Below are 14,210 nucleotides of genomic sequence, written 5' to 3'. Positions count from 1 at the left end.
GCCTTCAAAAGATCAGCAATCCGGCTTGTCGGCCGTAAACCGCCGAGCCGGATTCACCGCCGCGCCAAACTCACGCAGCGCCTTCGCGCCGATCAGCAACGGATAATTGAAGCTGCTGCGGTCAGTCAGGTTGACCTCGACCGTGCGCTTGACGTTACCCAGACACAGTTCCAGATCGACCACCGGACGCTTGGTGGGTGCGATCACTTCGCTGTCTTCCTCTTCCTCTTCGGAGCGGGTCTTGATCTTGCTGATGCGCGCGATCTTGTGTTCGTAGACCTGATTGCCCGCGTCCTTGGTGCCGAGGCGGAAACGCACCCAGTCTTCGCCGTCACGCTTGAAAGTTTCGATGTCCTTGGCCGACAGCGACGCAGTCAGGGCGCCGGTATCCATTTTGGCCTTGAGGACCTGCCCGCCGATTTCCGGCAGGGCGATGTATTCATAACGCCCGTACAGGGTCGGCTCGGCGGCCATGACCGGCAGGGCGATGAGGGAGAGCACTGCAAGGAGGGATTTCACGTGATGGGTTTCCATGAGAGTGAGCAGTCGGATTTTAGACCGTCGTTCGCTTGATCGTTCCCACAAGGTTACCGACCCAAAAGTGAAACATTCGTCAGCACCGATTTGGCCTGCCGCCCGAAGCTGCTTATCATGGCGCGCCCAAACGCTTCCACGAGTGACTTATGCGCCGCCTGCTCACCGGCTGTTTCGTGACCCTGCTGCTTGTGCTCAATACCCTGGTCCTGATCGGGCCGTTGATGGTGTTTGCCCTGCTCAAACTGGTCCTGCCCGGCCGTTTTCGCGATTACGCCTCATGGTCGGTGATGTGGATCGCCGAGACCTGGTCGGAAATCGACAAGCTGATTTTCCGCTGGTGTATCCCCACCCGATGGGACATCCGCGGCTGTGACGATCTGCGTCGTGATACCTCGTATCTGGTGATCAGCAACCATCAATCCTGGGTCGACATCCCGGCGCTGATCCAGACGCTGAACCGGCGCACGCCGTTCTTCAAATTTTTCCTCAAGAAAGAACTGATCTGGGTGCCCTTCCTGGGCCTGGCGTGGTGGGCGCTGGATTACCCGTTCATGAAACGCTACAGCAAGGCGTTCCTGGCCAGGCATCCGGAACTGGCCGGCAAGGATCTGGAAATCACCAGGCAAGCCTGCGAACTGTTCAAGCGCCAACCGGTGACGGTGGTCAATTACCTCGAAGGCACTCGCTTCACGGCAGCTAAATCTTCCCAGCAACAGTCACCGTTCAATCGCCTGCACAAGCCCAAGGCCGGCGGGGTGGCCTTTGTGCTGGCGGCGATGGGTGAACAGCTGGACGCGATTCTCGATGTGACGGTGGTTTACCCGCAGCAGAAGATTCCGGGGTTCTGGGACTTGATCAGCGGCAATGTGCCGAGGGTCATCATCGATATCCAGACCCGCGAACTCGACCCGGCGCTGTGGCAGGGCGATTACGAAAACGATCCGCTGTTTCGTGAAAAAACCCAGAACTGGGTCAACCAGCTCTGGATCGAAAAGGATCAGCGCATCGACGCCCTGCGCGCCGGGCGCCGCTGAATCAACTGCCGGTGCCGGCACCCCAGATCCCGCCCAGGCTGCTCAGCAGCGAACCGCCGACGCCCTGCTGGCCGAGGTATTGCAGGAGCACCGGGGTAAACAGGCCGATCATGCCGCTGTCCATGCCCAGGGCGCTGAAGGCGTTGTTCAGGTCGTTGGTGTTCTTGACGTTACCCAAGGCATTGCCCAGTCCTGCAGCTTTGCCGCTGGAGCCGAGCAGACCGGCCAGTGCACCCAACTCACCGCCGCCCGAGAGCATGTCGATGCCCGGTACGCTTTTGGCCAGTTCCGAGTAGTCTGTCGGACTCAACTGGTTCTTCGCCAGCCCCAGCATCGCCCCGGCGCCGCCGATGGCTTGTTGTGGCGTGATGTTCAATTCACTGAGGGTGCTTAGCAGGTCGGCTGTCTGCGGCGCCGGTGCGGCAGTCGCGGTCGCGTCACCGCCCTTCATGCCCGAAATCGCATTGGCCGCGTCGTTCAGGCTGAACTGTGCAAAGGCCGGGCTGGCGGACAGTGCCAACAGCGAAGCCAGTGCAATACCGCGTGAAATCTTCATCCAGACATCCTCTTGTGCCATGAAACCATCCGAAAACCGGCGGTAAAACTCCCGATTCGACCGGGCATCCTCAATCATGTTCCTTGCCGCGCATCCGTTTTTACACAGGCCACGTATAAGAAACGTGAATCCCTGGATGCCATACGATGAATGGCACGACCGGGCAGCCGGTTGGAAAAGATATCCAAACAAAAACGGCGACCCGAAGGTCGCCGTTTTGTTTGGCCTGCAGTCTTACGCCGCGCTGAACATCTTGTGCGGATCGATCACAAACTTCTTCGGCACGCCGGCATCGAACTCGCCATAGCCCTGCGGCGCCTGATCCAGGCTGATCACCTGAACACCCACCACTTCGGCGATGTTGATGCGGTCCCACATGATCGCCTGCATCAACTGGCGGTTGTACTTCATCACCGGGGTCTGGCCGGTGTGGAAGCTGTGGGATTTGGCCCAGCCCAGACCGAAGCGGATGCTCAGGCTGCCCATTTTCGCGGCAGCGTCGACGGCGCCCGGGTCTTCGGTCACGTAGAGGCCGGGGATGCCGATCTTGCCTGCCACACGCACCACGCCCATCAGCGAGTTGAGCACGGTGGCCGGGGCTTCGTGTTTCACGCCGTCATGGCCATGGCCACGGGCTTCGAAGCCTACGGCGTCGATGGCGCAATCCACTTCCGGTTCGCCCAGCAGTGCGGCGATCTGTTCGTGCAGCGGGGTATCGAGTGACAGGTCGGCGATTTCGAAACCCTGCGCCTTGGCGTGGGCCAGGCGAACGGTGTTGACGTCACCGATGATCACCACCGCCGCACCCAGCAGGCGAGCGGATGCGGCCGCCGCCAGACCGACCGGACCGGCACCGGCGATGTACACGGTGCTACCCGGGCCGACACCAGCGGTCACGGCGCCGTGATAGCCGGTCGGCAGGATATCGGAGAGGCAGGTCAGGTCGCGGATTTTTTCCATCGCCCGATCGCGGTCCGGGAGTTTCAGCAGGTTGAAGTCGGCGTACGGCACCATGGCGTATTCGGCCTGGCCACCGGTCCAGTCGCCCATGTCGACATAACCATAAGCACCGCCCGGACGCGCCGGGTTGACGCTCAGGCACACGCCGGTGTGCATCTCTTTGCAGGAACGGCAGCGCCCGCAAGCCACGTTGAACGGTACGGACACCAGGTCGCCGATATTCAGGTTCTCGACGTCGCTGCCCTTCTCGATCACTTCACCGGTGATCTCATGGCCCAGCACCAGGCCGGTTTGCGCCGTGGTACGCCCGCGCACCATGTGCTGGTCGGAACCACAGATGTTGGTGGATACCACACGCAGGATGACAGCGTGTTCAATCTTCCTGCCGCGCGGGTCCTGCATTTTCGGATAGTCAATATTCTGCACTTCGACCTTGCCAGCGCCGAGATACACCACACCACGATTGCCAGACATGCTTTCACCTCGCTGTTGTTTTTATGGAACCGCGTTGCCCAGGCAGGCAGCGCGTTAAGTACTCGGGTTATTGCCTGTGTGTCTTGTGTTGTCTGTTATGCCGCTATCGCGAGCTGGCTCGCGATGGCAATCTAAAGAACGACTGTTCTGTTCGCGTTCAAAAACACTCTTCTCTCAATGTGATACCCAACGGCCCGCGCCAGCGTCAGCCCTTCGATATCCCGCCCCTTGGCGATCAAATCTTCCGGGTAATGGCTGTGGTCCACCGCCTCCACGCCCTGGGCAATGATCGGGCCTTCATCGAGGTCGTTGTTGATGTAATGCGCCGTGGCGCCCACCAGTTTCACGCCCTTGTTGTAGGCCTGGTGATAGGGCTTGGCGCCCTTGAACCCGGGCAGCAGGGAGTGGTGAATGTTGATCGCCTTTCCATCGAGCTTGCGGCACAGCTCCGGCGACAGCACTTGCATGTAGCGCGCAAGGATCACCAGTTCCGCACCGGACTCTTCAATGACCTGCCATACCTGACGTTCCTGGGACGGCTTGTCGTTCGGATCCAGCGGGAAGTGGTAATACGGAATCTGGTGCCAGTCGGCCAGTGGCTTGAGGTCCGGATGGTTGGAGACCACGGCGGCGACGTCCATCGACAACTGGCCGATGCGCTGGCGATAGAGCAAATCGTTGAGGCAGTGATCGGCCTTGGAGACCATGATCACCACTTTCGGCCGATAGTTCGGCGCGGTCAGTTCGAAGATCATGCCGAAGGCTTCACCGCGCTCGGCGAGGCCCGCGCGGAAGGACTGCTCGTCGAAACCGTCAGGCTGGCGGAATTCCACACGAATGAAGAAACGGCCCGAGAGCCGGTCATCGAAGGAATGGTGCTCGGTGACGTAGCAGCCCTGCTCGAACAGAAAGCGGGTCACCGCGTCCACGGTGCCGAGCACGCTGGGGCAGTCGGCGGTCAGAATCCATGTGTCTGGGGCGCGGCTCATAGTGCGGTGACTCCTGTTCGAAAATACCTACGCGACTGCGAAGACCTGTGGCGAGGGAGCTTGCTCCCGCTGGGTTGCGAAGCGACCCCAAAATCGCATTCCTTCAGGAAGAATGCGGACTCAGGTTTACGACTGCTTCGCAGCTGAGCGGGACGGTGCGGCGATCCGACAAGCTCCCTCGCCACAAAAGCAGTCATGACACGACACTGAGTTACGCCTGTACGCTCAGGCCATACTCGGCAGAAGCATCCTGCAACCACAGCCACCAGTAATCCGAGAAGCTGCGACGAATAAGCAGTTCCCAGGTGTCTTCGGCGGTGTGACGGATCATCAGTTGCGACTTGGCGAATACCGTGCCGACGGCTTTGCCCACCGGGAAGTTGTTCGGGTGCACGTCGTAGCTGGTGGACTTCATCAGCACCTGGCGTACGTTCGGGCCGCTGAGTTCGAGGAGTTGCTGGCCGCCGCTGACGTTGACGATTGCAATGTGCAAATCGCCCAGCGCTTTGCGCAGTTTTTGCTCAGCGGCAAGTTCCTCACCGGTCGGCACAATCAGCAGCCACTCATCCGGCCCCATCCATTGCAGGCTGGTTTCACCTTTGACGATGACGGTCAGCGCACCCGGCAATTCGATGCCGAGGGCCTTGTGCACACCGGCGGCAAACGCGGCATCGTGGCCATCGCCCCGGATGGTCAGGTGGCCGAGGAGTTTTTTCTCACGCACGGTCACGCCGGCGTTCTTGCGGCCCTTGCCCACCAGGCTGGCGAGGTCGGCGTGATGCAGCGACGACTCGGCCTTGGCCCCGGAGGTTGGGCGTTGTTGGTAAACATTGGCTGCGGTCATAAAGCACCTTTCCTGAATTCTGTTGGTTCCGGCCTTGTGGTGGCTGCACTACCGCCTTCGCGAGCAAGGCGAATCGTCGCACCGCCGCTCCCACATTTGACCGCATTCCCCTGTGGGAGCGGGCTTGCTCGCGAATGGGCCGACTCGGTGTCATTGCCCACTCACAAGCCTTGAAGCCATCAAACGTTCTGGCGTTCGCCCTTCGGATCGAAGAACACCGAAGAAACGATTTCCGCCTCGATCACGCTGCCGTCGGCCAGCGGAGCGAACACTCGCTCGCCCATCCGCTGCAACCCGCCCTTGACCACGCCCATGGCGAACGAATAGCCCAGGGAGTTGTGCAGGTAACTGGAAGTCACGTGACCAACCATGGTCATCGGGATGGCTTGCTTGGTGTTGAACACCAGTTGCGCGCCTTCCGGCAGCCATTTGTTCGGGTCGATCGGCTTCAGGCCAACCAGTTGCTTGCGCTGATCACGCACGCAATCTTCACGGTTCATGCCGCGCCAGCCGATCCACGAGAACGGTTTGGTGCGACCGACGCACCAGCCCATGTTCAGGTCGTCCGGGGTCATCGAGCTATCGGTGTCCTGGCCGACGATGATGAAGCCCTTCTCGGCCCGCAGCACGTGCATGGTTTCAGTGCCGTACGGGGTCAGGTTGTACTTCTTGCCGGCATCGACGATTTTTTCCAGCACGCCCATGGCGTAGTCGGCTTGCACGTTGACTTCGTACGACAGTTCACCGGTAAACGAAATCCGGAATACCCGCGCCGGCACACCACCCACCAGACCTTCTTTCCAGGTCATGAACGGGAAGGCTTCGTTGCTCAGGTCGATGTCGGTGACTTCAGCGAGCAGCTTGCGGCTGTTCGGCCCGGACAGGGTCATGGTCGCCCAGTGGTCGGTGACGGAGGTGAAGTACACCTTCATGTCCGGCCATTCGGTCTGGTGGTACAGTTCCAGCCACTGAAGTACGCGAGCCGCGCCGCCAGTGGTGGTGGTCATGACGAAATGGTTGTCGGCCAGGCAAGCCGTCACGCCGTCGTCGAAGACCATGCCGTCTTCTTTGCACATCAGGCCGTAACGGGCCTTGCCCACATCGAGCTTGGTCCAGGCGTTGGTGTAGACGCGGTTGAGGAACTCACGCGTATCCGGGCCCTGGATGTCGATTTTGCCCAGGGTCGAAGCATCCAGCAGGCCGACGCTGTCGCGCACGGCTTTGCATTCGCGCTTCACCGCGGCATGCAGGTCTTCACCGGATTTCGGGAAGTACCAAGGACGTTTCCACTGGCCGACGTCTTCGAACTCGGCGCCATTTTTCAGGTGCCATTGATGCAGTGCGGTGTAGCGCACCGGCTCGAAGATGTGTCCACAGTGACGACCGGCTACGGCGCCGAAAGTCACCGGCGTGTAGTTCGGGCGGAACATGGTGGTGCCCATCTGCGGGATGGTCACGTTCAGCGAGCGGGCAGCGATGGCCAGGCCGTTGACGTTGCCGAGCTTGCCCTGATCGGTGCCGAAGCCCAGCGCGGTGTAACGCTTGACGTGCTCGACCGACTCGAAGCCCTCGCGGGTCGCCAGTTCGATGGCGGCGGCGGTGACGTCGTTTTGCAGGTCGACGAATTGCTTCGGCGCCCGTGCGGTGTTCTTTTCATGGGGCACCTGGAACAGCGCCAGGGTCGGCTCTTCGAGACGGCTCAGGGCTTTGGGCAGCACGCCTTCAACCGACTGGAAGCCAGCTTCGGCAGCAGCGCGAACGCCACCTTCAAAACCGTCGGCCAGGGAATCGCCGAGGCCGTAGACGCCGTTGATGCCACCGACGCACACGCGTTTCTGCGGTGCTTCGCCCGGTACGAAACCGAGGATGTCTTCGCGCCAGGTCGGCTTGCCGCCCAAGTGCGAAGCCAGGTGAACCACCGGGCTGTAGCCGCCGGAGCTGGCCACCACGTCGCATTCAAGCCATTCGCCTGGGCTGGTCACCGTGTGGGCTTTGACATCGATGGCGGCCACACGGGCAGCGGTCACGCGTTTGCTGCCACGGGCCTCGATCACGGCGCTGCCGGTGAGGATACGGATGCCTTTGGCACGGGCTTCTTCCACCAGCGCACCACGCGGATTGCTGCGGGCGTCGGCGATGGCCACCACTTGCAGGCTGGCATCGAGCCAATCCAGGGCAACGCGGTAGGCGTGGTCGTTGTTGGTCGACAGCACCAGCTTCTTGCCCGGTGCCACGCCGTAACGACGCACATAAGTCGAGATGGCGCCGGCGAGCATGTTGCCCGGCACGTCGTTGTTGCCGTAGACCAGTGGACGCTCGTGAGCGCCGGTTGCCAGTACCACGCGATTGGCGCGGACCCGGTGGATGCGCTGACGCACCTGGCCAATCGGTGCGCGGTCGCCGAGGTGATCGGTCAGGCGCTCGTGAATGGTCAGGAAGTTGTGGTCGTGGTAGCCGTTTACTGTGGCGCGCGGCAACAGCAGCACGTCCGGGGTGTTCTTCAGCTCGTCGATGACGCTGGCCACCCACTCCATCGCAGGCTTGCCGTCGAGGCTTTCGCGGGAGTCGAGCAAGCTGCCGCCGAACTCTTCCTGTTCGTCAGCCAGAATTACACGGGCACCGCTGCGCGCAGCGGCCAGTGCAGCGGCCAGACCTGCAGGGCCGGCACCGACGATCAGCACGTCGCAGTGCTGGTTCATGTAGTCGTAGGTGTCCGGATCGTTCTCGGTCGGCGAGCGGCCAAGGCCGGCAGCCTTGCGGATGTACTTCTCGTAGGTCATCCAGAACGATTGCGGGTACATGAAAGTTTTGTAGTAGAAGCCCGGTGGCATCAGCTTGCCGCCGACCTTGCCGAGAATCCCCATCATGTCGTTGTTCACGCTCGGCCAGCCGTTGGTGCTGGTGGCGACCAGGCCCTGATACAGCGCCTGTTGCGTGGCGCGCACGTTCGGGATCTGCGTGGCTTCGGTGGCGCCGATCTGCAGCACCGCGTTCGGCTCTTCAGCGCCCGCAGCGAAGATGCCGCGCGGACGGGAATACTTGAAACTGCGACCGATGATATCGACGCCGTTGGCCAGCAGTGCAGCGGCCAGGGAATCGCCTTCGAAGCCTTTGTAGTTCTGGCCGTTGAAGGTGAAGGTCAAGACTTTGTTGCGGTCGATCCGTCCGCCATTGGACAGGCGATTGATCTGGCTCATACCTTCTCTCCCAGAGCCGTGCTGGCCGCTTTCGGGCTATCGGTCTTGTCGGTGAATTGTGGCTTGGTGCCGATCTTGTAGGTTTCGAGAATCTCGTAGGTCACGGTGTCGCGGGTGACGTTGAAGTACTGACGGCAACCGGCGACGTGATCCCACAGCTCGTGGTGCAGACCGCGCGGGTTATCGCGGAAGAACATGTAGTCGCCCCACTCCTCGTCGGTGCAGGTGTTCGGATCCAGTGGACGCGGGATGTGCGCCTGGCCGGATGCATGGAATTCCTCTTCGGAGCGCAGTTCGCCGCAGTGAGGACAGAAGATATGCAACATGGGGATTTCTCCTGTTAGTGGGCAACCGCAGCAGCGCCGTGTTCATCGATCAACGCACCGTTGTGGAAACGGTCGATGGAGAAAGGTGCGGCCAGTGGGTGCATTTCACCCTTGGCCAGGCTCGCAGCAAACACGTTGCCCGAGCCAGGTGTAGCCTTGAAGCCACCGGTGCCCCAACCGCAGTTGAAGAACATGTTCGGTACCGGGGTTTTCGAAATGATCGGGCAGGCATCCGGCGTGGTGTCGACGATGCCGCCCCACTGACGGTTCATGCGTACGCGCGACAGCACCGGGAACATCTCGACGATGGCCTGGATGGTGTGCTCGATCACCGGGTACGAACCACGCTGGCCATAGCCGTTGTAGCCGTCGATACCGGCGCCGATCACCAGGTCGCCCTTGTCGGACTGGCTGATGTAACCGTGTACGGCGTTGGACATGATCACGCTGTCGATAATCGGTTTGATCGGCTCGGACACCAGCGCTTGCAGCGGGTGGGATTCGATCGGCAGGCGGAAACCGGCGAGCTTGGCCATGTGCCCGGAGTTACCGGCGGTCACTACGCCGACGCGCTTGGCGCCGATGAAGCCCTTGTTGGTTTCAACGCCGATGCACACGCCGTTTTCCTTGCGGAAACCGATCACTTCGGTCTGCTGGATCAGGTCCACGCCGAGGGCGTCGGCGGCCCGGGCAAAGCCCCAGGCCACGGCATCGTGACGGGCCACGCCGCCGCGACGCTGGACGGTGGCACCCATCACCGGGTAGCGGGTGTTCTTGGAGCAGTCGAGGTACGGAATCTCGTCGGCAACCTGCTTGGCATCGAGCAGTTCACCGTCCACGCCGTTGAGGCGGTTGGCGCTGACCCGACGCTCGGAATCACGGATGTCCTGCAGGGTGTGGCACAGGTTGTAGACGCCGCGCTGGGAGAACATCACGTTGTAGTTCAGGTCCTGGGACAGGCCTTCCCACAGTTTCATCGCGTGTTCGTACAGGTGCGCCGATTCGTCCCACAGGTAGTTGGAACGAACGATGGTGGTGTTGCGCGCGGTGTTACCGCCGCCCAGCCAGCCTTTCTCGACCACGGCCACGTTGGTGATGCCGTGTTCCTTGGCCAGGTAGTAGGCCGTTGCGAGACCATGCCCGCCACCACCGACGATGACCACGTCGTAGACCTTTTTAGGGGTCGGCGTGCGCCACATTTTCTGCCAGTTTTCATGATGGCTGAGAGAGTGTTTGAAGAGGCCGAAGCCCGAGTAGCGTTGCATAGTCATTTACTCCAAAACCGCACTCAGCGATAAACCGGGAAGTCCGCGCACAGGGCTGCCACTTGCCCGGCGACATTGGCCTCGACATCGGCGTCGCCGAGGTTGTCGAGGATGTCGCAGATCCAGCCGGCCAGCGTGACGCACTGGGTCACCTTGAAGCCGCGCGTGGTGACCGCCGGGGTGCCGATGCGCAGGCCGGAGGTCACGAACGGCGACTGTGGATCGTTCGGGACAGCGTTCTTGTTCACAGTGATGTGGGCGCGACCGAGGGCGGCATCCGCCTCTTTGCCGGTCAGACCCTGACGGATCAGGCTGACCAGGAACAGGTGGTTGTCGGTACCGCCGGACACTACATCGTAGCCGCGTTTGATAAACACGCCGGCCATGGCCTGGGCGTTGTCGATCACTTGTTGCTGGTAAACCTTGAAGCCAGGCTCCAGCGCTTCCTTGAAGCACACTGCCTTACCGGCGATCACGTGCATCAGCGGGCCGCCCTGGGCACCCGGGAAAACTGCCGCGTTGAGCTTCTTCTCGATTTCTTCGTTGGACTTGGCCAGGATCAGGCCGCCACGCGGACCGCGCAGGGTCTTGTGGGTAGTGGTGGTGACCACATCGGCGTAAGGCAGCGGGTTCGGGTACAGGCCGGCAGCGACCAGACCGGCAACGTGGGCCATGTCGACGAACAGCAGGGCACCGACCTTGTCGGCGATCTGGCGGAAGCGCGGGAAGTCGAGGGTCTTGGAGTAGGCCGAGAAGCCGGCGACGATCATCTTCGGCTTGCACTCGACGGCCAGGCGCTCGACTTCGTCGTAATCGATCAGACCGGTTTTGGTGTCGATACCGTACTGCACGGCGTTGTACAGCTTGCCCGAGGACGACACTTTGGCGCCGTGGGTCAGGTGACCGCCGTGGGCCAGGCTCATGCCGAGGATGGTGTCGCCGGCTTGCAGCAGGGCCAGGTATACGGCGCTATTGGCTGAGGAACCGGAGTGCGGCTGCACGTTGGCGTAATCGGCGCCGAACAGTTGCTTGGCGCGCTCGATGGCCAGCGCCTCAACCTTGTCGACGTGCTCGCAACCGCCATAGTAGCGCTTGCCCGGATAGCCTTCGGCGTATTTGTTGGTCAGGCCGCTGCCTTGCGCTTCCATCACGCGCTTGCTGGTGTAGTTCTCCGACGCGATCAGCTCGATGTGATCTTCCTGACGTTGCTCCTCGGCATTCATCGCCGCCAGCAGTGCATCGTCGTAACCCTGGATCTGGTCTTGCTTGCTGAACATCGCGTCTCTCCCAGCGGCGGCGGTGCGCCATTCGTCTCGGTGAGGCACTGGTTTTTCGGCAGTGCCCTTTGAATGCGATGGTATGACTGGCTTGGAGTCGTCAAATGCCTATGGACGCCACGCAAAGGTGCGTTTACGACATGGCGGGAAATGGCTGGGCTGAGGATATCTCTGTGGCGAGGGGGCTTGCCCCCGTTCGGCTGCGAAGCAGTCGCAAATCCGGCAGGCGTGGTGTACCTGAAAAAAACGCTGTTTCAGCATTCGGGGCCGCTACGCAGCCCAACGGGGGCAAGCCCCCTCGCCACAAAAGCAGAGTCAGGCAATGAGTTGGCGCAGGGCTAGCAACAACAGGAAATGCACCGGATACAGCGCATACGCCCAGCGCCGCATCGGCGGTGGTTTTACGCCTGTTGCATGTCGCAACAAGAACAGCCCGAGCCATGGCGCAATCAGGCACGTGACCATGGCCGGAATCGCCGCGACATTGCCCAGGCGAGCCGCGTAATACAGCACCTGCCACTGATTGCCCGCCAGGCACACCAACCCCGCCATCAGCGCGAAGTACCAGGGCCGTTGCAGTACCAGCAGCATCGCCAGCGGCAACAGCACGCCAAAGAACCCGAACATCAATCGCTGGGAGAAAAACCCTGCCAGCAGTACCGCGCCGACGGCCAGCAGGCGCGACGCAAGCACCGGCTGCTGCCAGCCACGAACCACCAGCAAGCCCAGGGCAAGGGTGGGCAGCACGTTCAAGGTGTCGGGATTGGGAATGTACATCCGGTAAGGAATTTCACTCACCGCGCTAAACAGCAACAACCAGCCCAGATAGCGCCATTGGCCGCCGGTCGTCGTAGTCCGCACACGCGCCAGATTGGCCGCCATCGCCAGGCAGAACCACGGAAACGCCAAACGCCCCGGCACATACAACAGATCGGCGGAATAACCGACATATCGCAGGTGATCGATCACCATGCAGAGCAGCGCCAGCCACTTGAGCAGATCCAGTGCCCCGTCGCGCTGCTTTAAGTGCATGGCCTTGTGCATCGTCACGTGCATAATTGTCCTTCGACTGTGTATGTTCCTGACAGCGACATCCTGTGCGCTCCACCTGACGATCTTGGGTACAGTGCGCACCCTCATTGACCACGGGACGCTTCACCATAGGCATCTCGACCACGGAAGCAGGCCATGACCGACAAGAGCCAACAATTTGCCAGCGACAACTATTCCGGCATCTGCCCTGAAGCCTGGGCGGCCATGGAACAGGCCAACCACGGCCACCAGCGCGCATACGGCGACGACGAGTGGACCGCCCGCGCGTCCGATGATTTCCGCAAACTGTTTGCAACCGACTGCGAAGTGTTTTTCGCCTTCAACGGCACCGCCGCCAACTCGCTGGCGCTGTCGTCGCTGTGCCAGAGTTACCACAGCGTGATCTGCTCGGAAACCGCCCACGTCGAAACCGACGAATGCGGCGCACCGGAATTCTTCTCCAACGGCTCCAAACTGCTGATCGCCCGCACTGAAAACGGCAAGCTGACCCCGGAATCGATCCGCGAGGTCGCGCTCAAGCGCCAGGACATCCATTACCCGAAACCCCGCGTCGTGACCCTGACCCAGGCCACCGAAGTCGGCAGCGTCTACACCCCGGACGAAATCCGCGCCATCAGCGCCACCTGCAAAGAGCTGGGCTTGAACCTGCACATGGACGGCGCACGGTTCTCCAACGCCTGCGCCTTCCTCGGCTGCACCCCGGCTGACCTGACCTGGAAGGCCGGCGTCGACGTGCTGTGCTTTGGCGGCACGAAAAACGGCATGGCCGTGGGCGAGGCGATCCTGTTCTTCAACCAAAAACTGGCTGAAGACTTCGACTACCGCTGCAAGCAGGCCGGGCAACTGGCATCGAAGATGCGCTTTCTGTCAGCACCCTGGGTCGGCATCCTGAAAAACGACACCTGGCTCAAATACGCCCGCCACGCTAACCACTGCGCGCAATTGCTGGCCGAACTGGTCAGCGACATTCCCGGCGTGGAACTGATGTTCCCGGTACAGGCCAACGGCGTGTTCCTGCAACTGTCGGAACCGGCCATCGCCGCACTGACCGCCAAGGGCTGGCGCTTCTACACCTTCATCGGCAACGGCGGCGCACGCTTCATGTGCTCGTGGGACACCGAGGAAGAGCGGGTGCGTGAATTGGCGAAAGATATTCGTGAAGTGATGAGTGCCTGAATCTGGCACCAGCAGCGGCAGGCGCATCCGGATTGCGTCGCGCCGCTCATCAGAACTGTTATTTCTGACAGTTCAACTACTCTGCAATGCTGGCGTATCGTCGGAACACCTGAAAAGGTTACGCAGTCTTTCAGGAACAAGGCCCGTCGAACATTCGGCGCAAACGCTGTTCCAGTAGAGAGCGATCAAAATGAACGATCAATCACAGGGTGTGCTTCTGACAAGTACTGCTACAGAAGTTGAAAGAGATGAATTTTTAAAGATTGTGAACATCGGCGACACAATTAAACATCACGACAATTCAGAATCCATTGTTGTAAAAAAGGTTTTCGTGCAACAGATGTCAAATAATTACAAAATCGAGGTCTCCTCAGAAAGGCCGTAAATTATCGCTCCAATGCTCCGCGTCAAAGCCCTCTAGACGCGGAGCCCATCAAACGTCTTCTACAGTAGACCCCTCCGTTTCACCTTACCCACTACAACACTTCGCGGATCCCGAAACGACCTCCGCCAAAGGGTGAA

12 protein-coding genes are annotated in these 14,210 nt (G+C 60.9%); 2 read left to right on the top strand and 10 right to left on the bottom strand.

Features of this window, described 5'->3' with window-relative positions; translation table 11 throughout:
* Nucleotides 1–12: 12 nt before the first annotated feature.
* Entirely contained in the window at nucleotides 13–519 is a 507-nt protein-coding gene (gene rloA2 / locus AC1DVE_RS24915; protein ID WP_223460412.1) for a retropepsin-like aspartic peptidase RloA2, read from the bottom strand.
* Nucleotides 520–683: 164 nt separating this feature from the next.
* On the opposite strand from rloA2, the gene AC1DVE_RS24910 reads away from it, so the two are divergent.
* A complete protein-coding gene (locus AC1DVE_RS24910; protein WP_223460414.1) occupies nucleotides 684–1,571 on the top strand; it encodes an acyltransferase in 888 nt (295 codons plus the stop codon).
* Nucleotide 1,572: 1 nt separating this feature from the next.
* Here AC1DVE_RS24910 and AC1DVE_RS24905 read toward each other — a convergent pair whose 3' ends face one another.
* From AC1DVE_RS24905 to AC1DVE_RS24865, 9 genes are all read right to left on the bottom strand, one after another.
* Nucleotides 1,573–2,127 (bottom strand): DUF2780 domain-containing protein, encoded by a 555-nt coding sequence (locus AC1DVE_RS24905; protein WP_223460416.1) that lies wholly within the window; start codon nucleotides 2,125–2,127, stop codon nucleotides 1,573–1,575.
* A 234-nt stretch (nucleotides 2,128–2,361) separates the two neighbouring features.
* A complete protein-coding gene (fdhA, locus tag AC1DVE_RS24900) occupies nucleotides 2,362–3,561 on the bottom strand; it encodes a formaldehyde dehydrogenase, glutathione-independent (protein WP_150725145.1) in 1,200 nt (399 codons plus the stop codon).
* Nucleotides 3,562–3,692: 131 nt separating this feature from the next.
* Nucleotides 3,693–4,550: a formyltetrahydrofolate deformylase gene (gene purU, locus AC1DVE_RS24895; RefSeq protein WP_007981374.1), complete on the bottom strand. Its 858-nt coding sequence runs from the start codon at nucleotides 4,548–4,550 to the stop codon at nucleotides 3,693–3,695.
* Between the two features lie 211 nt (nucleotides 4,551–4,761).
* Nucleotides 4,762–5,394 carry a sarcosine oxidase subunit gamma gene (locus tag AC1DVE_RS24890; RefSeq protein ID WP_126047958.1) on the bottom strand — a complete coding sequence of 211 codons (633 nt, stop codon included), beginning with the start codon at nucleotides 5,392–5,394 and terminating at the stop codon, nucleotides 4,762–4,764.
* Nucleotides 5,395–5,573: 179 nt separating this feature from the next.
* Nucleotides 5,574–8,591, bottom strand: a complete 3,018-nt coding sequence (locus AC1DVE_RS24885; protein WP_223460420.1) for a sarcosine oxidase subunit alpha — start codon at nucleotides 8,589–8,591, stop codon at nucleotides 5,574–5,576.
* Nucleotides 8,588–8,917: a sarcosine oxidase subunit delta gene (locus AC1DVE_RS24880; protein WP_046039383.1), complete on the bottom strand. Its 330-nt coding sequence runs from the start codon at nucleotides 8,915–8,917 to the stop codon at nucleotides 8,588–8,590. The genes AC1DVE_RS24885 and AC1DVE_RS24880 overlap by 4 nt, the downstream gene beginning before the upstream one ends.
* Before the next feature lie 14 nt (nucleotides 8,918–8,931).
* Nucleotides 8,932–10,182: a sarcosine oxidase subunit beta gene (locus AC1DVE_RS24875; RefSeq protein WP_007947735.1), complete on the bottom strand. Its 1,251-nt coding sequence runs from the start codon at nucleotides 10,180–10,182 to the stop codon at nucleotides 8,932–8,934.
* 23 nt (nucleotides 10,183–10,205) lie between these two features.
* A complete protein-coding gene (gene glyA, locus AC1DVE_RS24870) occupies nucleotides 10,206–11,459 on the bottom strand; it encodes a serine hydroxymethyltransferase (protein WP_223460422.1) in 1,254 nt (417 codons plus the stop codon).
* A gap of 315 nt (nucleotides 11,460–11,774) precedes the next feature.
* A complete protein-coding gene (locus tag AC1DVE_RS24865) occupies nucleotides 11,775–12,515 on the bottom strand; it encodes a TraX family protein (protein WP_223534117.1) in 741 nt (246 codons plus the stop codon).
* A gap of 132 nt (nucleotides 12,516–12,647) precedes the next feature.
* Between AC1DVE_RS24865 and AC1DVE_RS24860 the strand changes: the two genes are divergently transcribed.
* A complete protein-coding gene (locus AC1DVE_RS24860; RefSeq protein WP_223460424.1) occupies nucleotides 12,648–13,688 on the top strand; it encodes a threonine aldolase family protein in 1,041 nt (346 codons plus the stop codon).
* The last annotated feature ends 522 nt before the right edge of the window (nucleotides 13,689–14,210 follow it).

Source organism: Pseudomonas sp. P4_B4 (assembly GCF_056402255.1).
The sequence above is the reverse complement of the archived record's forward strand: the minus strand, read 5'-3'. Positions and strand labels throughout refer to the sequence as shown.